This is a genomic window from Sphingomonas sp. (assembly GCF_019242355.1).
Classification (GTDB): Bacteria; Pseudomonadota; Alphaproteobacteria; order Sphingomonadales; family Sphingomonadaceae; genus Sphingomicrobium.
In genome coordinates this window covers 1-18,433 of the sequence record NZ_JAFAVR010000177.1, presented here as the reverse complement: position 1 = coordinate 18,433, position 18,433 = coordinate 1, and the positions used below count along the sequence as shown (strand labels likewise).

The 18,433-nt window shown below is 65.5% G+C and carries 18 protein-coding genes; 11 read left to right on the top strand and 7 right to left on the bottom strand.

Annotated elements, in window-relative coordinates:
- Together purN and purM are read right to left on the bottom strand one after the other, a co-directional pair.
- A partial coding sequence (purN, locus tag JOZ79_RS08990) for a phosphoribosylglycinamide formyltransferase (RefSeq protein WP_294073377.1) occupies positions 1–567 on the bottom strand: 567 nt, incomplete at its 3' end.
- Positions 560–1,630, bottom strand: coding sequence for a phosphoribosylformylglycinamidine cyclo-ligase (gene purM, locus JOZ79_RS08985; RefSeq protein ID WP_294073375.1), 1,071 nt, complete (start codon positions 1,628–1,630; stop codon positions 560–562). The genes purM and purN, both read right to left, overlap by 8 nt.
- Before the next feature lie 65 nt (positions 1,631–1,695).
- On the opposite strand from purM, the gene JOZ79_RS08980 reads away from it, so the two are divergent.
- On the top strand, positions 1,696–2,982 hold the full coding sequence (locus JOZ79_RS08980; protein ID WP_294073373.1) for a heavy-metal-associated domain-containing protein: 1,287 nt from the start codon (positions 1,696–1,698) through the stop codon (positions 2,980–2,982).
- Positions 2,979–3,602, top strand: a complete 624-nt coding sequence (locus tag JOZ79_RS08975) for a DnaA/Hda family protein (protein ID WP_294073371.1) — start codon at positions 2,979–2,981, stop codon at positions 3,600–3,602. The genes JOZ79_RS08980 and JOZ79_RS08975 overlap by 4 nt, the downstream gene beginning before the upstream one ends.
- A 3-nt stretch (positions 3,603–3,605) precedes the next feature.
- Here JOZ79_RS08975 and JOZ79_RS08970 read toward each other — a convergent pair whose 3' ends face one another.
- Positions 3,606–3,899 (bottom strand): I78 family peptidase inhibitor, encoded by a 294-nt coding sequence (locus tag JOZ79_RS08970; protein ID WP_294073369.1) that lies wholly within the window; start codon positions 3,897–3,899, stop codon positions 3,606–3,608.
- Positions 3,892–5,076, bottom strand: coding sequence for a ribonuclease D (gene rnd / locus JOZ79_RS08965; RefSeq protein WP_294073367.1), 1,185 nt, complete (start codon positions 5,074–5,076; stop codon positions 3,892–3,894). The genes JOZ79_RS08970 and rnd overlap by 8 nt, the downstream gene beginning before the upstream one ends.
- A gap of 110 nt (positions 5,077–5,186) precedes the next feature.
- On the opposite strand from rnd, the gene aspS reads away from it, so the two are divergent.
- Positions 5,187–6,986 carry an aspartate--tRNA ligase gene (gene aspS / locus JOZ79_RS08960; protein ID WP_294073365.1) on the top strand — a complete coding sequence of 600 codons (1,800 nt, stop codon included), beginning with the start codon at positions 5,187–5,189 and terminating at the stop codon, positions 6,984–6,986.
- Between the two features lie 57 nt (positions 6,987–7,043).
- Entirely contained in the window at positions 7,044–7,790 is a 747-nt protein-coding gene (locus tag JOZ79_RS08955) for a polyphosphate kinase (protein WP_366514810.1), read from the top strand.
- On the opposite strand, the gene greB is transcribed toward JOZ79_RS08955, so the two are convergent.
- Positions 7,787–8,278, bottom strand: coding sequence for a transcription elongation factor GreB (gene greB / locus JOZ79_RS08950; protein ID WP_294073363.1), 492 nt, complete (start codon positions 8,276–8,278; stop codon positions 7,787–7,789). The two genes, JOZ79_RS08955 and greB, sit on opposite strands and share 4 nt — an antisense overlap.
- Positions 8,278–10,260 carry a lytic transglycosylase domain-containing protein gene (locus tag JOZ79_RS08945; protein WP_294073361.1) on the bottom strand — a complete coding sequence of 661 codons (1,983 nt, stop codon included), beginning with the start codon at positions 10,258–10,260 and terminating at the stop codon, positions 8,278–8,280. The genes greB and JOZ79_RS08945 overlap by 1 nt, the downstream gene beginning before the upstream one ends.
- 81 nt (positions 10,261–10,341) lie before the next feature.
- Here JOZ79_RS08945 and dapA point away from each other — a divergent pair, with 81 nt between their 5' ends.
- From dapA to clpX, 7 genes are all read left to right on the top strand, one after another.
- On the top strand, positions 10,342–11,217 hold the full coding sequence (gene dapA / locus JOZ79_RS08940; protein ID WP_294073359.1) for a 4-hydroxy-tetrahydrodipicolinate synthase: 876 nt from the start codon (positions 10,342–10,344) through the stop codon (positions 11,215–11,217).
- On the top strand, positions 11,214–11,807 hold the full coding sequence (locus tag JOZ79_RS08935) for a hypothetical protein (protein ID WP_294073357.1): 594 nt from the start codon (positions 11,214–11,216) through the stop codon (positions 11,805–11,807). The genes dapA and JOZ79_RS08935 overlap by 4 nt, the downstream gene beginning before the upstream one ends.
- A 2-nt stretch (positions 11,808–11,809) precedes the next feature.
- Positions 11,810–12,292: an SsrA-binding protein SmpB gene (gene smpB, locus JOZ79_RS08930; RefSeq protein ID WP_294073355.1), complete on the top strand. Its 483-nt coding sequence runs from the start codon at positions 11,810–11,812 to the stop codon at positions 12,290–12,292.
- The gene (locus JOZ79_RS08925) at positions 12,285–12,851 is read left to right on the top strand and encodes a DUF2062 domain-containing protein (protein WP_294073353.1); all 567 of its coding nucleotides are present in this window, start codon (positions 12,285–12,287) and stop codon (positions 12,849–12,851) included. The genes smpB and JOZ79_RS08925 overlap by 8 nt, the downstream gene beginning before the upstream one ends.
- Positions 12,852–12,861: 10 nt before the next feature.
- On the top strand, positions 12,862–15,240 hold the full coding sequence (locus JOZ79_RS08920) for a response regulator (protein WP_294073351.1): 2,379 nt from the start codon (positions 12,862–12,864) through the stop codon (positions 15,238–15,240).
- A gap of 39 nt (positions 15,241–15,279) precedes the next feature.
- Positions 15,280–15,636 carry a response regulator gene (locus JOZ79_RS08915; RefSeq protein WP_294073349.1) on the top strand — a complete coding sequence of 119 codons (357 nt, stop codon included), beginning with the start codon at positions 15,280–15,282 and terminating at the stop codon, positions 15,634–15,636.
- Between the two features lie 176 nt (positions 15,637–15,812).
- A complete protein-coding gene (gene clpX / locus JOZ79_RS08910) occupies positions 15,813–17,078 on the top strand; it encodes an ATP-dependent Clp protease ATP-binding subunit ClpX (protein WP_294073347.1) in 1,266 nt (421 codons plus the stop codon).
- 26 nt (positions 17,079–17,104) lie between these two features.
- Here the strand turns inward: clpX and JOZ79_RS08905 are convergent, their stop codons facing one another.
- Positions 17,105–18,199 carry a beta-L-arabinofuranosidase domain-containing protein gene (locus JOZ79_RS08905; RefSeq protein ID WP_294073345.1) on the bottom strand — a complete coding sequence of 365 codons (1,095 nt, stop codon included), beginning with the start codon at positions 18,197–18,199 and terminating at the stop codon, positions 17,105–17,107.
- Positions 18,200–18,433 lie beyond the last annotated feature (234 nt).

The following is an 18,433-nucleotide window of genomic DNA, read 5'->3' as shown; positions in this document are numbered from 1 at the left end:
CTTCACGAACTCGCTGAGGATGCGAGGATATAGCCGATGTTCGGCGGCAAGCACGCGCTGTTCCAGCGATTGCGGCGTATCGCCGGGAATGACGGGCACCTCCGCCTGGCCGAGCACCTGCCCAGCGTCGAGCTCCTCTGTGACGATGTGAACGGAGCAGCCGCTGATCGCATCCTTGGCCTCCAGCGCACGCGAATGGGTGTCCAGCCCGGGATATTTGGGGAGCAGAGACGGGTGGATGTTGACCATTCGCCCGCGCCAATTTCCGACGAACCAGGGTGAGAGGATGCGCATGAAACCTGCAAGCGCGATCGTCCCCACCCCATGCTCGTCGAGCGCAGCGCTGAGCAGGCGGTCATAGTCGGCTTTTTCCACGCCCTTGCTGTCCCTGGCCCAGACGGGGATGCCGCGCTCTTCGGCCCAGGCAAGTCCTGACGCCGCGGGTTTGTTCGAGCCGACCAGAGCGACATCATAGCCGTCGGCCTGCTCGATCAGCGCCCGCATGTTGCTGCCGCGGCCGGAAATCAGGATGGCGACACGGCGATTGTCCCGGCGGGGCTCACGCATCGTGGCTTGCGGACCAGTCCTGCTGCGACGCCCAGGTGCCCGCGCCACCGCTTACCGTGCAGCCACGGCGACCGGACTTGATGCGACCGATCTCTGTGACTGTCTCACCGGCGGCCTTGAGCGCGGCAGTGACTCCGGCGGCCTCGCCTGACCCGACGATCGCGACCATGCCGATGCCGCAGTTGAAGGTTCGCGCCATTTCCGCCGGAGCGATCTGGCCGCCCTCCTGCAGCCGCGCGAACAAGCTCGGTAGCGGCCAGCGACTGCCATCGATCACGGCCCGTGTGCCCTCCGGCAGGACCCGGGGGATGTTCTCGAGCAGGCCGCCGCCGGTGATGTGAGCGAGGCCTTTGACATCGCCAGCCTGGACGAGCGGCAAGAGCGATCGGACGTAGATCCGCGTCGGCTGCAGCAAAGCCTCCGCAAGCCGCCCGTCGCCGAGGTCCCATCCGGCGGTTTCGATGATCCGGCGAACCAGCGAGAAGCCGTTGGAATGGACGCCCGAGCTGGCGAGCCCGAGGATGACGTCGCCGGGAGCAACGTCCTTGCCGGTCAGCACCTTGTCGCGCTCGACAGCTCCGACGCAGAAACCGGCAAGGTCATAGTCGCCGCCGGCGTACATCCCAGGCATTTCGGCCGTCTCGCCGCCGATCAGCGCGCAGCCCGCTTGTCGGCATCCCTCAGCGATCGAGGCGACGACAGCTGCTGCGACATCGTTGTCGAGCTTACCGGTCGCATAATAATCAAGGAAGAACAGCGGCTCGGCGCCCTGAACGATGAGGTCATTGGCGCACATGGCGACAAGGTCGATCCCGACGCCTTCGTGCCGTCCGGTCTCGATCGCCAGCTTGAGCTTGGTCCCGACGCCGTCGTTGGCCGCAACCAACAGGGGATCGATGTAGCCAGCAGCCTTCAGATCGAAGACGCCCCCGAACCCTCCGAGCTCCGCGTCCGCTCCTGGGCGAGCGGTCGAGCGGGCGAGGGGCCCGATGGTCTTGACCAGCGCATTGCCGGCATCAATCGACACGCCGGCATCGGCATAGGTCAGGGGCTTCTGGCTCATCGGCTGCGGGCACTAGAGACAAGCCGCTTGGATTTCCACGCTGTTGTCGCCAAAAGACGCGCCGAATGATCTCGCGTCACCTCGCCGTACCTTTGTCGCTGCTGCTCGCCGCCGTCACTGTGTCGGCGGTGGTCTATGGCCAGCTGGAGACCGGCGACCGCGGAATCCTGCCGCTCGACAGCTCGGGGACGCTGGAAGTTTCCGGGATCCATGTGGACGTCGGCGCGGCTGACGCGCAGTCGGCGCGCTTCGCCGGTTGGCGGATCGCGCAGCGTCAGGGCTTTCGGGTGCTCTGGGCGAAGATGCACAATGCGCCGCTCGCCCAGGCACCGAACCTTCCGGATGGCACGCTCGACCAGATCGTCAGCTCGGTGAATGTCGAACGCGAGCAGCTCGGTCCCAACCGCTACATCGCTGACCTCGGCGTGCAGTTCGACCGAGCCCGCGCGGCCGCCTTCCTCGGCGTCGAAGGCGGGCAGGTGCAGCGCACCGCACCGATGCTGCTGGTGCCCATTCTCGTAACCGGCGGGACGGAGACCAGCGTCGAGCTTCGCAATGCCTGGCAGAAGGCGTGGGCGCAGTACAGGACCTCGACCAGCCCGATCGATTATGTCCGGGTGAGCGGGCTCGGCGCCGACCCGCTGCTGGTCAATGCCGCCCTGACGACGCGTCCGGGCCGGGGATGGTGGCGCAACCTGCTCGATCTCTACGGGGCGTCTGACGTGCTGGTCGCGGAGGTGCAGCTGCAACGGCTCTATCCGGGCGGTCCGGCGCGGGCCCGGTTCATCGCGATGCATGGGCCCGACCGTGAGATCGTCGGCGGCTTCACGCTAACTTCGAACAGCGGCGACGTGCAGGGCCTGATGGCTGAAGGCGTTCGGCGGACGGACGAGCTGTTCGGCCAGGCGCTCTCCGCAGGGCGGCTGATGCGCGATACATCGCTCGACCTGCCACCGCCGCCAGTACTTCCGGAGCAGCCCATCGCAGCGCAGCCGGTTGCGGCCAAGCCAGCGAGCACCGGCACTGCCATTCAGGTACAGATCAGCGCCAACGGTGACGTCAACGTCTACAATTTCGCGATGGCGCACCTCCGGACGATGCCGGGCGTGGCATCGGCCACTCCGCAGCTGATCAGTCCAACGGGCACCAGCTATGTCCTGGTTTCTTATCACGGGGATATCGCCGGCCTTGCCGCGGCACTCAGCGGTCGTGGGTGGGCAGTCGATTTCGCCGGCACGGTGGTTCACGTGCACTCGGCGGGAAACAAGCCGCCTCCGCTTCCGCCGCCGCCTCCGCCAGCGACTGCAGCGGAGCCCCAGCCGGCGGCCCAGCCAACGGGACAGCATCCGTGAGGGCCGGCCCGGACCAGCAGGCGCTTCCGCTCGACTGGCCGCAGACGGACGGAGACGCGCGCTTCATCGTTTCCGAGGCGAACCGGGAGGCGTTCGAGCATTTCCGGAAATGGAGCCTGTGGCCAGTCAAGGCGACCATCCTTACCGGTCCGCGGCGGTCCGGCCGAACCTTGCTTGCACGAAGCTTCGTCGAGCGGGTTGGCGGGCGGCTGCTCGACGATGCTCAGTCGCGTGACGAGACCGAGCTGTTCCACGCCTGGAACGGCGCACAGGAGAGCGGACGGCCGCTGGTCATGGTCGCCGAAGCCGCGCCCCCGGCATGGACCCCGGCGCTGCCCGATCTCAAGACCCGCCTGGCAGTCACGCCGGTGATCCGCATCGATCACCCGGACGACGCCCTCTTCGCGTCGCTCATCCAGCTGCTCTTCGCCGACCGCGGCCTTCACATCCCGGCCGAGGCGCTGCGTTTCATGACCGAGCGCCTGCATCGCGACTATTGGACGGCGGAGCGGGCGGTAGAGGCCGTGGACCGCTTCGCAATCGCCGAGCGGGCGCGTCTCAGCATTCCGACGATCCGCCGCGCCCTGATGGACGCCCGCATGATCGGCGAGGCCGCCTGAAGTTTAGCCGCAGCTGATCTTCGTGATCTTGCGCTGATCGTCGAGCCAGATGGTCACCCGATCGGCGCTGAATTCCATTGTCATCATGTATCCGGGAAGGGCCCAGCGAAGCTCCGCGGCATTCGTTGCGCGCTTGATGGCAGCGCCGGTGGTGCTGTTTCCAACCTGCCCGATGAATTGCTCGGTATCCTGCGCATTGCAGGTGTGACCCGGAGTTTCGCCATGGATTATGGGCTGTGGAGGCGCCGCTGCACAGGCGACCAGAATGGCGGGTGTGAGAAGGATCAGACTACGCATCGACACTCTCCTCCTTGGCAATCCGGCTCATCCTGAGCTTTCCGTTGACGATTGCAAAGCCGAGTCGCCCTTCGACAAGGTCCAGGGCATCCTTGCCGAATTCGTCGAATCGCCAGCCCTCGAGGATCCGGAGTTTGGAACGCACTCCAGCCGCAAGCGCCTCGAGGTCGTCGGACCTTGCGATAAGGCGCGGTGCGACGCCCGCTTCCTTGGCGCGGATCTTGAGGAGCAGCTTCAAGAGATCGCTGACCAGAACGCCGTCCTTGGTCAGGCCGGGGCGCCTGGGCTCGCGATCGGGAAGGTCGTCTCCTTCGAGTGGCTTCGCGCTTTCGAGCGAAGCCATCAGCCGACCGCCGATGTCGTTCGTCTTCCAGCCCGCCGAAAGCCCGCGGATTCGTCCGAGATCGTCCTGGCTTTTCGGGGGATGAAGAACGATCTCCGTGAGCGTGTCGTCCTTCATGATCCGGCCGCGCGGCAGGTTCTTCGACCGCGCCTCGGTCTCCCGCCAGGCCGCAAGCGCCTTCAGCCGGCCGAGTACTGTCGGGTTGCGGCTGGGGAGCTTTAGGCGCTTCCAGGCATCTTCCGTCGCGAAGGCGAAGCTAGACGGGTCGGCCAGGCGCTCCATCTCTTCGTCCAGCCAGGCCCCGCGGCCATTGCGCCGCAGCTTCTCGACCATGCGAGGGAAGACGGTGGCGAGATGGGTGACGTCGGCGATCGCGTAGTCGATCTGCCTTTTGTCGAGTGGCCGGCGGCTCCAGTCGGTGAAGCGCGCGCCCTTGTCCAGGCTGTGGCCCAGCAGCGATTCGATCAGGTTCGAATAACCGACCTGCTCGCCGTGACCGAGCGCCATCGCCGCGACCTGGGTGTCAAACAGCGGCGCGGGCATCTTGCCGGTCAAATTGTGGATGATCTCGAGGTCCTGGCCGCCGGCGTGGAAGACCTTCAGCACGTCGGCGTTGGCGACGAATAAGTGGAGCAGGGGCTGCAGGTCGATATCGGCCTTAGGGTCGACCGCGGCTGCCTCGTCCGGGCTCGCGACCTGGATCAGGCAAAGGTCAGGCCAATAGGTGTTCTCGCGCATGAACTCCGTGTCCACGGCTATGAACTGGTGGGTTGCGAGACGGTCGACGAGGGCCTTGAGCTCGGCGCTGGTGGTAATCAGTGGGTGAATATGCATGACTGTGCGGCGGCCATAGCTCCGCCCTCGCGGGTTGACAAAAAGTGAGTTGGAAGGGAAGCGCGCGGCGACTTTCCCACCGCGTCCAAACCCTGCGAGCCGACCCGATCATGCACGCCTATCGAACCCATAGTTGCGCGGCCCTGCGCGCCGCCGAAGTCGGCGAGACCGTCCGACTGTCCGGCTGGATCCACCGCAAGCGCGACCACGGGCATCTGCTTTTCGTCGACCTGCGCGATCACTACGGGATCACGCAGATCGTAGCGGATACCGATTCGGCCGCCTTCCAGATATTGGACCGCCTTCGGGTCGAGTCCGTCGTCACGGTCGACGGCACTGTCGTCGCACGTTCCGCCGAAACCACCAACGCGAACCTCGCGACGGGCGAGATCGAAGTTCGGGCGATCAGCGTCGACGTGCAGTCGGCAGCGGCCGAGCTTCCGATGCCGGTCGCCGGCGAGCAGGACTATCCCGAGGAGATCCGGCTCAAGTACCGCTATCTCGACCTTCGCCGCGAGCAGCTTCACCGGAACATCATGCTGCGCTCGGCCGTCATTTCGTCGATCCGCCGCCGGATGATCGACCAGGGCTTCACCGAGTTCCAGACGCCGATCCTGACGGCAAGCAGCCCCGAGGGCGCGCGCGACTATCTGGTCCCGAGCCGGGTCCACCCCGGCAAGTTCTATGCGCTCCCGCAGGCGCCACAGATGTTCAAGCAGCTGCTGATGGTCGCGGGCTTCGACCGCTATTTCCAGATTGCGCCTTGCTTCCGGGACGAAGACGCCCGCGCCGACCGCAGCCCCGGGGAATTCTATCAGCTCGACTTCGAGATGAGCTTCGTCACGCAGGACGACGTATTCAACGCGATCGAGCCGGTGCTTGCCGGCGTGTTCGAGGAGTTCGCGGATGGTCGGACGGTGACTCCGGCCGGTGAATTCGTCCGCATCCCGTATAAGGAAGCATTGCTAAAGTACGGAACAGACAAGCCCGACCTGCGCAACTCGTTGCTGATCTCGGATGTCGGCGAGCATTTCCGCGGATCAGGCTTCGGCCTCTTCGCCGGGCTGGTCGAGAAGGGCGCTGCGGTGCGCGCGGTTCCAGCGCCGAGAACCGCGGATAAAAGCCGCAAGTTCTTCGACGACATGAACGATTGGGCGCGGGGCGAGGGCTTCGCGGGCCTCGGCTACGCGACCCGCAAGGGCGGAGAGTGGGGCGGCCCCATCGCCAAGAACCACGGCAGCGACGGTATGGACAAGCTTGCCGCAGAAATGGGCCTCGGCCCAGACGACGGCATCTTCTTCGCCGCGGGAAAGCCTGCCGACGCCGCGAAGCTCGCCGGCCTCGCTCGAACCCGGGTCGCCGAGCAACTCGGCCTCATCGAGAAGAACGCCTTCCGTTTCTGCTGGATCGTCGACTTCCCGATGTTCGAATATGACGAGGACGCGAAGAAGGTCGACTTCAGCCACAATCCCTTCTCGATGCCGCAGGGCGGGCTCGAGGCACTGGAGAGCAAGGATCCCCTCGACATCCTCGCCTGGCAGTATGACATTGTCTGCAACGGCGTGGAGTTGAGCTCGGGCGCGATCCGGAACCATCGGCCCGACATCATGTACAAGGCATTCGAGATCGCCGGCTACAGCCAGGCCGAGGTCGACCAGAATTTCTCGGGAATGATCAACGCATTCAAGTTCGGCGCTCCGCCGCACGGAGGGTCGGCGCCGGGCATCGACCGGATCGTCATGCTGCTCGCCGACGAGCCGAATATCCGCGAAGTCATCGTCTTCCCGATGAACCAGAAGGCGGAGGACCTGATGATGAACGCCCCGGCGGCGGTGACTACCAGGCAGCTCAAGGAGCTCAATATCCGAATCGTCGACACGCAGGCGGGGACGGCTGTCCCAAAACCGTAAGGGTCTAACGGCTGCTGCAAGTTGCCGGTCGGTCGATAAGCCGATATTCCCCGAAAGGTGGTGGAACAGTCGACGCGAAACGAACGGGTAGCGTTCGCCGGGGATCCGGCTGCGACCCTTGCGGCGATGCGCGATCACCTGACGGAATTGCAGGTCCCGCAGATCGCGCACGGCCGGCGCGCGATCATTCTATTCGAAGGGCCCGAGGGGTCAGGCAAGAAGCATGCGCTGAGGCAGCTCGCCGCTTCCTTCGACCCCTGCAACTACAGCGTCCATTGTACCCGGCACGACCGGCGGGAGTCGGCGGAAGGTCACTGGCTGTCGCGCTTCTGGAGGCAATTGCCGCCGGCTGGCCACACAAGCATCTTCCTGCGGAGCTGGTACCGGCGCGTGCTCGACGATCGCCTGCTCCGCCGGGTCGACGACAAGACGGCTGCCCGGGCGTTCGACGAGATCAACGAGTTCGAAGCGCAGCAGCGCGACTACGGTACCCTGCTCGTGAAGCTCTATTTCGATGTCGGAAGCGACGTGCAGGAGCTCCGCCTTCGGGAGCGCTCGAAGAACCCATGGGCGCCGCTTCTCAATCGGGAGCCGGCCATCGAGGTGCGCCATCCGGACTATCGCCAGGCGGTGCAGCAGCTTCGCGCTTATTCCGATACACGCTGGTCGCCCTGGCGGATGATCGACGGCAACGACGAAACCCAGGCGTCGATCGCGGCGCTGTCGGCAATCGCCGACGCATGGTCGGAAAGCATGCCCGCCGAGCCGCCCCGAGCGGTGCGCGGTTCCGGTCGCGCGGCCTAGGCTCCCTCCGGGTAGCGGATCGACACGACTTCCCAGGATTTTTCGCCGGAAGGCAGGCGCACAAGCCGCTCGTCGCCTTCGCGTGCGCTGATCAAGGCCCTGGCCAGAGGCGCGCTCCAGCCGATCAACCCGCGCGTGGCATCGGCCTCGTCGTCGCCGACGATCGTCACCGTCCGACGATTGTCGTCCTCGTCAGCAAGCTCGACCGTCGCTCCGAATCTGACCTGGTCGCGGGCCTCCTGCGCTGCTGGGTCGACGACCTTGGCCGACTTCATGACGTTGGCCAGATAGCCGAGACGTCGGTCGATCTCGCGCAGTCGCTTGCGGCCGTATATGTAATCGCCATTCTCGGAGCGGTCGCCGTTCGCTGCGGCCCAGGAAATGGTTTCGACCAGCTTCGGCCGATCGAGCCCGAACAGCTCCTCATATTCGCTTCGAATTGCCGCCAGGCCGGACGGCGTGATGAAACGCGATGGGGCTCTGCTCATCAGCCGGGCTGGCTCTTTCCGAGATAGTGCGAGACGTGAAGCGCGGACTGCTGCGTCGGCTGAGGCCGGAGCGAGTCATAGACGACGCTGTTCTCGATCACGCGCTGCACATAGGCCTTGGTCTCGCTATAGGGAATCGCCTCGATCCATTTCAGCATGTCGACCTGACCGGTGCGGGGGTCGCCGTAGGTATTGACCCATCGCCGGACGTTGCCGGACCCCGCGTTGTAGCTCGCGACGGCTAGCGGAACGCTTCCGCCCCAAGTGTCGAGCAATCGCTGGAAGTAAGCGGAGCCGAGCATCACGTTGTAGCTGCCGTCGGTGCTCAGGCGGCTGGTGTCGTAACCAATCCCGAGTTTTCCGGCCTGCTCGCGCGCGGTACCGGGCATCAGCTGCATCATGCCATAGGCGCCGGCGTGGCTGACCGCATAGGGGTCGAACGAGCTCTCCTGACGAGTGATGCCCTGCGCCAGCGACCAGATCGTCGGCGGCAGCGACGCCGAGGCGAGGGTTGGATAGGCCTGCCGAACGTAGAACATCGAACCTTTGACCCGGGCCGTGCGGGCGACCCAGACAGGCAGGTCGCTGCGCCCGATTTGCGTTCCAAGCTCGACCGCAAGCCCGCGGTCCGTGTCGTTGTCGAGCGACTGCGCGAGGGCCTGGACGAACAGGCCGCGCTCTTCCGCGGTCCCGGCGCTGCTCATGATCCGAACCGCCTGCACGAGCCGGCGGCTGTTGAACGCGGTCCGCGCGGCCTGCGGTGTCGTGAACTGTGGCAGCGCCTGTGCTGGCGCCGAGACCGTTCGACCGAGCCGCTCGAGCGCGAGCTGCCCATAAAAGAGCTCCGGATACGCGGCCGCCTGAATAAAGTAGCCGTTGGCCTGCTGCCAGTTGCCGGCCGCGAGCGCCGCCCGGCCGGCCCAGTAATAGCCCTTGGTCTGGACCTGGAGCGATTTGCCGCCGTTAGCGTAATTGTAGAACATCGCCATCGCGCTGCTCGGCCGGTTCAGCCGGTCGAGGGCGATCGTCCCGCCGAGCCACACCAGGCTGGTATAATCGTCCCTGATGTCGATCGACTGGGCCGCGATGTCCGTTCCCGCCGGCAAGGCGTCGCTCAAATGGCTCGTGATCGCGAAGGCCGTCGACCAGTTGCGGTCTTGCGCCGCGTCATTCGCGAGCGACAGAAGCATTGCATAGAAGCGTTCAACGTCCGCCGGCTGATACGTGAAGCTGTGGGGCCGGGCCGCAAGTTGCTGAGCCGCCTCGTCATAACCCTTGGAACGAAGATAGCGCGCCCGATCCATCATCAGTCCAGCGTCGGTCGTGACGCTGCCGAGCACAGCCTGATATAGGGCGTCCACATTGTCCGCGCCTGTCTGCATCGCAATCCGGGCTGCGAAAGCGGCGCGACGCTGCGGGCTCGTCGACGCGAGGAAGCGCTGTGCGTCTGCCGCGTCCTTGGCGAACAGCAGGGCGTCCGCGCGGCGATCATTGTCCGCTGCCGTGAGGCTGCCGCCATACCGCGCGTAGAGCGCCTGCTCGTCGGTCGCCGAGAGGTCGGCGCAGCCCCAGGCCGCCTTCGCCGCCGCAAGCGCCTCGCCGCCGCGCCCCGTCGCTGCGTAGGCGTCGGCAAGCCGGGCGAAGCCGTTGCCGGTGGTCGGCTGCTTGCTGGCGAAAAAGGCGAGGACGGTCGCCGAGTTCTCCCCCGGCCGCATGGCCTTCTCTGCCCAACCACGAATCGTCGACTCGCGTGGCCAGCCCGGGTTGAGGATCAGGAATCGGGCATAATCGGAAAAGGCATAGCCGCTGCTCTGGCGAAGCCGCCGCCAGTCGCCGATCGATGCGCTGACGCTCTGCTGCCCGTAAACAGTCTGGGGATAGGCGTAAGGCGTGTACGCCGATTGTCCGTACAGGGCGGAGGTCGAAGGCGCGATCCCGAGAAGGGCCGGCAGGAAAGCAGCTACGCGCCACATGCTGGACATGTTGCAGTCCCGCTCCTTATCAGGTCGTGAACAATGGGGCCCATCCCCTCGATCGAAACTCTGCGGGACGGAGGCAGGTTCATGTTTTTCGGGTCCATCCCGGCACTGGTCACGCCATTTTCGAAGGGCCGTGTCGCCGAGGACACATTTCGCGAGTTCGTCGACTGGCAAATCGCCGAAGGCAGCAATGGCATTGTTCCATGCGGGACCACGGGAGAGAGCGCGACACTGTCCCACGTCGAGCATCGCCGCGTCATTGCCCTCGCGGTCGAAACCGCTGCAGGCAGAGTACCGGTGATCGCCGGCTGTGGAAGCTATTCGACAACCGCTGCGATCGAGATGGTCCGCGCTTCGGCCGACGTTGGAGCCGACGCGGCCTTGGTTGTCGTCCCTTATTACAACAAGCCAAGCCAAGCTGGGCTCGCCGCGCATTTCCTGGCCGTTGCGGACGCGTCCCCCCTGCCGATCGTCGTCTACAACGTGCCGTCGCGGACAGTCGCGGACATCTCGGTCGAGACGCTGGCCGAGGTCGCGAAGCATGAGCGGATCGTCGCCATCAAGGACGCGACAGGCAATCTGGCGAGGGTCAGTGCGCAGCGGATCGCCTGCGGGACGGACTTCGCGCAGCTCAGCGGCAACGACGACATGGCCCTCGGCTTCAACGCGATGGGCGGTGTCGGATGCATCTCGGTAACGGCCAATGTCGCGCCCAAGCTGTGCTCCGACTTTCAGGCGGCAATGCGAGAGGGACGGTGGCCGGACGCCGTCGACCTTCAGGATCGGCTGTATCCGCTCCACGCCGCCCTGTTCAGCGACGCGTCGCCGGGCCCGGCAAAATACGCGCTGACCCGGGTTCGCGGCGGCTTTCCGGATGAACTTCGCCTGCCTTTGGTCGGAGCATCGGACGCGTCGAGGCGCGCGGTTGACGCGGCGCTTGACCATGCGGGGCTCGCGTGAGCGTGGTCGTGGTGCTCGCGGCGGCGGCAGCGCTGTCAGGGACGACCCCCCCGAGCGTCAATGCCGCGCCATCGGCGAGTCCCTCTGCGCAATGCCCGGCCGGGAACGTGCCGACCGACGCCGTCACCGTTGACTGGCATCAAAGGGTCGACAGTGCCCTTGCGCAGCATGAGGAGCTTCGTCGAGCCTGGAATGCCGGCATCCCCGAGGGCGCGAGCCGTGTGCTTATGTACTATAAGGGCGGCGACCTGGCGACGACGCGGGTTAGCCTCATCGCGGTTCGCAAGGCAGACGGAATCTGGCACACCAATGAGATCGGCGACAGCGTCATCTGGGTCGCCGGCGCCAAGCCGCAGCCGATCCCGACGACCGATCGCGATCTCAGCGCTGCCGACAGCAAGCGTGTCGACCAACTCCTCGACGATCCGTGCCTGAATGCCGGACCGGCGTTCCTCGGACGGCCGGCGGTAGGCGTCGGTCCTACCACCCTCGAGGTGGAAACGCCGGCGCGCCACTGGCGCGCGGCCTGGGCTGGGACCTTTTCTCCCCAGGAAGAAGAGATCGTTAAACTGCTTGGGCCGAAAGACTGACCTTGGCCAAACTGCCAATTAACCCGTTCGACAAGCAGAAGACCGTCGCCGAGAACCGGCGGGCGCGGTTCGACTATTTCGTCGAGGACCGGTTCGAGACGGGGATCGCGCTCACCGGTACGGAAGTAAAGGCGCTCCGACAGGGCGAGGGCTCGATCGCCGAAAGCTATGCCCATGTCGAAGGCGAGGAAGTCTGGCTGATCAACAGCCACATTCCCGAATACAGCCACGGCAACCGTCTCAACCATGAGCCGCGCCGGCCGCGCAAGCTGTTGCTGAAACGGCGGGAAATCGCCAAGCTTCACGGAGCGGTGACTCGCCAGGGGCTGACCCTCGTGCCCTTGTCCATCTATTTCAACGGGACCGGACGGGCGAAGGTCGAACTGGCGCTGGCACGGGGCAAGAAGGTCCATGACAAGCGCGAGACGGTGAAGGAGCGCGATTGGAAACGGGAACAGCAGAGGCTGTTGCGGCACAATGGCTGATGCTGCCCGTCCAGTGGCCATGAGCTGGATCCGGCGCCATATCCCGACACGCGAGTCGATCCACAGCTACCGGCTCCTGCGGCCATTCGCAGCGCGGCTCAGCAACCCGTCCCTCTGGCGCATGACCCACCGCTCGGTGCCACGCGGGGTGGCCCTCGGCCTTGGCATCGGCGTCATCATCCCGTTCATGCACACGATCATCGCCGCGATCCTCGCGATCCCGTTCAGGGCGAACGTCGCCGTGGCAGCGGCGGTGACACTGGTCGTCAACCCGCTCACGATGGGGCCGATGTATATTGCCGCCTACCGCATCGGATCGTGGGAGATGCACCATGATTCCGACCTCGTGGACCCGGCGGCTGCGCAACGTTTCTCGAGCGAGCTCAGCCGATTCCTGTTCTGGGCGCACCACGCATCCGGGCCGATCGGCCTCGGTATCCTGACGATCGCCGCGGGCGCGGCCCTGCTCGGCTACGTCGCGACATCGCTGGCGTGGCGCTGGTGGCTGGGAAGCAAGTGGCGGCAGCGCCGTGACGCGCGCCTGAGCCGCGGCGGTTGAGCGCGCCCGGATGATCCACGGGCAGCTGAGCCCGATCGGGTCGAGATCGCTGGTCGGCTGGGCGCGTTGGCTGCCGTCCGCAATCGCGGCAGCGGTCGGCGCGACGGTCGCGATACTTCTTCTGCTGGTCGGTCGGCCGGTCCTGGCGCTCGTCGGGCTCGTCATCGGACTTGGGGCCGCCGCCGTCCTGCGTTTGCACTCCGAGAGGGTCGCTGCACCGCTTCAATCGGTCGTCTCTGGTCCGGACTTCGCCCTGGTCGGCGCAGCGCTCGAGCTGTCCGTCCAGGCCGCCGCCCTGACCAGTAGCGAGGGCAGCCTCCTGATCGCCAATACCGCCTACAGGGAGCGTTTCGGAGCCAATTCGCCCCTGGCTATCGCTGCGGACGACAGCAGCACGGCCGCTCTTGCGAACGCGAGGAGCCTGGCGTGGCGTGACGGCGCCGGATGCGTGGCCGGCGTCGAAACGGCGACTGGCAAGGTCCAGGTCGAAGTCGAGCGGGGCGGCAACGGCGGCGAGCTGTTGCTTTGGCGCTTTCCGCTGGCCGCGCCCCAGGATCCGGTGCGAGAGAGAGCGAACTGGCTTGCAGGGGGCGCCGGCGAGCGGCTCGCGGCAGCGGGGGTGCTTGCCGCCGTGGTCGATTCCAGCGGACGCGTCGTCGCCGCCAACGGGCCTTTCGCGGGTCAGGCGGCCGTCGATTTCGGCGACACCAACCGGCCACTATTTGCCGATCTCCTCAATGTCAGCGGCAACGGTTTCGGCCGTCTGAAGGCGCAAGGGGAAGCCGGCGCGATCTACCGCATCATCGAGATTCCATTCGACGCCGGGGGCAATGGCGCCGGCACCGTCCTCCTGGTCGAGGAGGCTAACGGCGGCGCGCCGGTGGATTCGGGACATCTTCAGGCGCTCCTCGACGTCCTTCCGGTCGGCCTTGCACTGGTCGACCGCGACGGGCGCTTTCTGACCATGAACCATGCCTTTCGCCAGGCAGCAGGCATGAAAGGGGGCAGTGCGCCCACCTATCCGGGCGACCTCGTCGTCAAGGAGGACAAGGCCGCGGTCGCCGACACGGTACGAAGGAATGCGCGCGGACCGGCGATGTCCGGCGACCTTGCGGTCCGGCTGGTCGGCCGGCCGTCCGAGCCGGTCGCGCTTACGATTGCCGGCCTGCGCGGCCTTGGCGACGCTGCGGTCCTCCTGCTGCTCAAGGACAATAGCGAGGAAGCCAAGCTCAAGCGCCAGGTGGCTCAGGCGACCAAGATGCAGATGGTCGGCCAGCTTGCCGGCGGCGTCGCCCACGACTTCAACAACATCCTGACCGCGATCATCGGCCATTGCGATTTGATGCTGATGCGACACACGCCCGGCGACAGCGATTACGACGACATCCAGCAGATCAAGTCGAATTCCAACCGCGCGGCCGGCCTGACGCGGCAGCTGCTCGCCTTTTCGCGCCAGCAGACGCTTCGGCCCCAGGTCCTTCAGCTTCCGGACGTGGTGTCCGAAGTGTCTCATCTCCTGAAGCGGCTGCTCGGCGAGACGCTCGAACTGGTGGTGAAGCATGGACGGAACCTGGGTCCGGTCCGGGCCGATCCTGGCCAACTCGAGCAGGTGATCGTCAACCTCGCCGTCAATGCGCGCGATGCCATGGCCGATAAAGGCGGCGGGACGCTCACCATCCAGACCTTCTCGGTTAAGGCCGACCAGGTGGCGGAGCTTGGTTCCGACATCCTTCCAATCGCGGACTATAGCGCGCTTTCGGTCACCGACACCGGCACCGGGATTGCGCCAAGCGTCCTCGGCAAGATCTTCGAGCCGTTCTTCACGACCAAGGAGGTCGGGAAGGGAACCGGGCTTGGCCTGTCGACGGTCTACGGCATCGTCAAGCAATCGGGCGGCTTCATTTTCGCCGATTCGAAAATCGGGGAAGGGACCCGCTTCGTCATCTACCTGCCGGTCCACCGCGAGGAATCGACCGCCGGCAAGCCACGCAAGTCGGCGAAGGAGAAAGCCGACGAGCTCTGGGGCAGCGGCACCGTTCTCCTGGTCGAAGACGAGCCCATGGTTCGCGCCGTCGCCGAGCGGGCGCTGACTCGCCACGGCTACCAGGTGATCACCGCCGACAATGGCGAGGAAGCGCTTGAGGTGCTTGCCAGAAACGAACCCATAGACCTCCTCATCAGCGACGTCGTGATGCCCGGGATGGACGGCCCGACCATGGTGGGACACGCGCGCAAGACCCGTCCGACGCTGAAAATCCTTTTCATGTCCGGCTATGCCGAGGAGCAGTTGCGTAACTCGCTCGACGTCGACAACGTCAGCTTCCTGCCGAAGCCCTTCTCCGTGCAAGAGCTTGCCGAGGCTGCGAAACGGACAATGGCCGCCAAATAAAAGCTTGCACGCCTGTCAGCCTCACTTATTCGGAGCGGCATGCCGGAAGCCCGATCCATTCTGATCGTCGAGGACGAGCCGCTCATCGCGATGATGCTCGAAGACTTCCTCGAATCGCTTGGCCATTCCGTCGCCGGCAGCTGCGACAGCGTCGAGTGCGCGCTCGAGCATGTTGAGAAGGGTGGGTTCGACCTCGCCATCCTCGACGTCAACCTGAAGGGCGAGAACGTCTGGCCGGTCGCGGCGAAGCTGCGCGAGCGCAAGCTGCCCTTCGTCATCGCAACCGGAGGCCACGTCGACCCACCGCCCCCCGAATTCACGGACGCTCCGCTGATCGAAAAGCCCTATACGGTGGATCGGGTCACCCCGGCGATCGACGCAGCGTTCGCCCAATAAGCCAGAGCCTTGCGGACGCACCTTGCTAGGCGGCCCCGGGCAATCCATATTATTGATAAGTCAGGGGCAATCCTCCGGCGGGACTCGTTAACTCTCCGGCAGAGTTGATTGTGACATAAAGCGGGCTAGCATGGGCCCAACCACGGGTCGCGTGCGGCCGGGATGCAAGGACGGGAATGACCAAACTTTCTGGCGGCGACGGCAAGAGCACCCTCTACTGCTCCTTCTGCGGCAAGTCGCAGCATGAGGTCCGCAAGCTTATTGCTGGGCCGACGGTGTTCATCTGCGACGAATGCGTCGAGCTGTGCAACGACATCATCCGCGAGGAATCGAAGTCCGCGCTGGTCAAGACCCGCGACGGAGTCCCGACGCCTGCCGAGATCTGCAAGGTTCTCGACGATTACGTGATCGGCCAGGCTCGCGCCAAGCGCGTCCTCTCGGTCGCGGTCCACAACCACTACAAGCGCCTGTCGCACGGCTCCAAGCCAGGCAACGAGGTGGAGCTTGCGAAGTCGAACATCCTGCTGATCGGCCCGACCGGCTGCGGCAAGACACTGCTCGCGCAGACCCTGGCGCGGATCCTCGACGTTCCGTTCACGATGGCCGACGCGACGACGCTGACCGAGGCCGGCTATGTCGGCGAGGATGTCGAAAACATCATCCTCAAGCTGCTGCAGGCGTCGGACTATAATGTCGAAAAGGCGCAGCGCGGCATCGTCTACATCGACGAAATCGACAAGATCAGCCGCAAATCTGACAATCCCTCGATCACTCGCGACGTGTCGGGCGAGGGAGTCCAGCAAGCGCTGCTGAAGCTGATGGAGGGCACCACTGCCTCCGTCCCGCCGCAGGGAGGCCGCAAGCATCCGCAGCAGGAATTTCTTCAGGTCGACACGACCAACATCCTCTTCATTTGCGGCGGCGCCTTCGCCGGCCTCGAGAAGATCATCGCCGACCGCATGCAGGGCAAGTCAATCGGCTTCGGCGCCCACGTCGCCGCTCCGGACGAGCGCAAGACGGGCGAGACCCTCAAGCATTGCGAGCCCGAAGACCTCCTGAAGTTCGGGCTGATCCCCGAGTTCATCGGCCGACTGCCGGTGATCGCGACGCTGATGGACCTCGACGAGGAAGCCCTCGTCAAGATCCTGGTCGAGCCGAAGAACGCCTTGGTGAAGCAGTACGCCAAGCTGTTCGACATGGAAGACGTCGAGCTGGAGTTCACGGACGACGCGCTCCATTCGGTCGCCCGCAAGGCGATCGAGCGCAAGACCGGCGCCCGCGGCCTCCGCTCGATCCTCGAGGGCATCTTGCTCGACACCATGTTCGACCTGCCGTCGATGGATGGGGTCGACGAGGTGCATGTCGACAAGGACGTGGTCGAGGCCCGCAAGGAGCCGGTCCGCGTCTATGCCAAGAAGGACAAGGCGGGCGACGCGGCCTGATCGGCTCTCGTCGCGGCCGGGCCGACCTAAGCCAGCTTCACGTAGGCCGTGTAGGGCCGATCCCCGAGTTCGGTGAAGGGCGCGAGCGTTACGCCCTCGGCGCGCCATTCCCTTGTGCCCGCGCGCTCGGCGTTCAGCAGCGCGGCACGCGTGAGCGTCGGGATCGAAGTATCCAGGCCCGGCTTGACTGGCATCAGCACCATCGGGCCGCGCACGAGCGCCACGATGTCGGGATGGCGCTGGTCGATCGGCTCGAGCCGTGAGCGCAGCGGCAGCAGTAGCTCCACCTGATCGCCGCTTCGCCACACCCGCCGGACTGCGGCGAACTGGCCCGGCACGGGCGCCGGCTGAATCTCTCCGTTGACCCGGATCCGCGCACCTCGAGCCCAGGCAGGAATCCGGAAATTCAAGGTCATGGAGATAGGTCTTGAGACCTCGAGGGAAAATGAGACCTTGCCCTCGAAGGGATAGTCGCCAACCTGCGTCAGCAAGAGCCGCGCCCCGTCGTCTTCCCACTGAAGGGTCGAGGGGACGTAGAGATTGACGTATACCGCACGCGGCCCGCGCAGGTAAAGATTGACCCGGTAGTCGGCCGCTATCTGGGGCAGCGTTCCGGAGCAGCACGCCCAGCGCGCCTCCTTGTACACCCGCCGAGCGTCGAAATTGTAATCCGAATAATAGAAATTGCGGCCGTCCGCCTGCAGCGGCAGCGCGCCCAGCACCGTGTTGTACATCACCCGTTCCATGCTGTCCCCGAACCGGGAATCGCCGGTCGCTCGCAGCAGGTAGCGCGTCAGCTTGAAGTGGGCGTAGGAGCCGCAGGGCGTCTCAAAGTGATGGTGCGTGTTGGTGAGGCTGTCATGCAGCGCATCGCTGCCTGGTCCGCGCAGCATCTCGTCCGGCCCCCAGCCGCCGGTCGCATAGCTTTGGGCCTGAAGCATCGCAAAGGCGTTGCGGGCCGCTCGCAGGTGCTTCTCGCTCCCCGCCGCCAGATAGGCCATCATCGCCGAGCACAGCGAGTTGACGTAGCTGTAGGCGTGGCGCCCGTTCAGCACATGCTCGCCCCCGCGCCAGGGGATCGAACCAGGTCTCGTCGTCGAGATAGCGCAGGCCGAGCTCATGGTAGCGTGCTCCGCCCCCGCGCTCGGCGGCCAGGAACATGTTCTCGGGCAGGGTATAGGACTCGTCCCAGGTCCACGACGCGTCATTCGGGTCCTTGTCCATCCGCCAGCGCCGGTCATGCTCGATGGCGCGAGGGGGCAGATGGGGCAGGGCGGTGTCCGTCGTCCGCTCGAGGATCGCGAGCGCCTGCGGGTCGTGCGCCAGGCTGTGCGAGTCGAGGAGCCCGATCGTCA

What these genes read in the sequence shown, in the direction of transcription:
- JOZ79_RS08980 (WP_294073373.1), top strand. Translation starts at nt 1,696, where the DNA reads ATGATCTCGCGTCACCTCGCCGTACCTTTGTCGCTGCTGCTCGCCGCC.
- JOZ79_RS08925 (WP_294073353.1), top strand. Translation starts at nt 12,285, where the DNA reads ATGGCTGATGCTGCCCGTCCAGTGGCCATGAGCTGGATCCGGCGCCAT.
- aspS (WP_294073365.1), top strand. Translation starts at nt 5,187, where the DNA reads ATGCACGCCTATCGAACCCATAGTTGCGCGGCCCTGCGCGCCGCCGAA.
- JOZ79_RS08970 (WP_294073369.1), bottom strand. Translation starts at nt 3,899, where the DNA reads ATGCGTAGTCTGATCCTTCTCACACCCGCCATTCTGGTCGCCTGTGCA.
- purM (WP_294073375.1), bottom strand. Translation starts at nt 1,630, where the DNA reads ATGAGCCAGAAGCCCCTGACCTATGCCGATGCCGGCGTGTCGATTGAT.
- JOZ79_RS08905 (WP_294073345.1), bottom strand. Translation starts at nt 18,199, where the DNA reads ATGAGCTCGGCCTGCGCTATCTCGACGACGAGACCTGGTTCGATCCCC.
- dapA (WP_294073359.1), top strand. Translation starts at nt 10,342, where the DNA reads ATGTTTTTCGGGTCCATCCCGGCACTGGTCACGCCATTTTCGAAGGGC.
- clpX (WP_294073347.1), top strand. Translation starts at nt 15,813, where the DNA reads ATGACCAAACTTTCTGGCGGCGACGGCAAGAGCACCCTCTACTGCTCC.
- JOZ79_RS08915 (WP_294073349.1), top strand. Translation starts at nt 15,280, where the DNA reads ATGCCGGAAGCCCGATCCATTCTGATCGTCGAGGACGAGCCGCTCATC.
- greB (WP_294073363.1), bottom strand. Translation starts at nt 8,278, where the DNA reads ATGAGCAGAGCCCCATCGCGTTTCATCACGCCGTCCGGCCTGGCGGCA.
- JOZ79_RS08920 (WP_294073351.1), top strand. Translation starts at nt 12,862, where the DNA reads ATGATCCACGGGCAGCTGAGCCCGATCGGGTCGAGATCGCTGGTCGGC.
- JOZ79_RS08945 (WP_294073361.1), bottom strand. Translation starts at nt 10,260, where the DNA reads ATGTCCAGCATGTGGCGCGTAGCTGCTTTCCTGCCGGCCCTTCTCGGG.
- rnd (WP_294073367.1), bottom strand. Translation starts at nt 5,076, where the DNA reads ATGCATATTCACCCACTGATTACCACCAGCGCCGAGCTCAAGGCCCTC.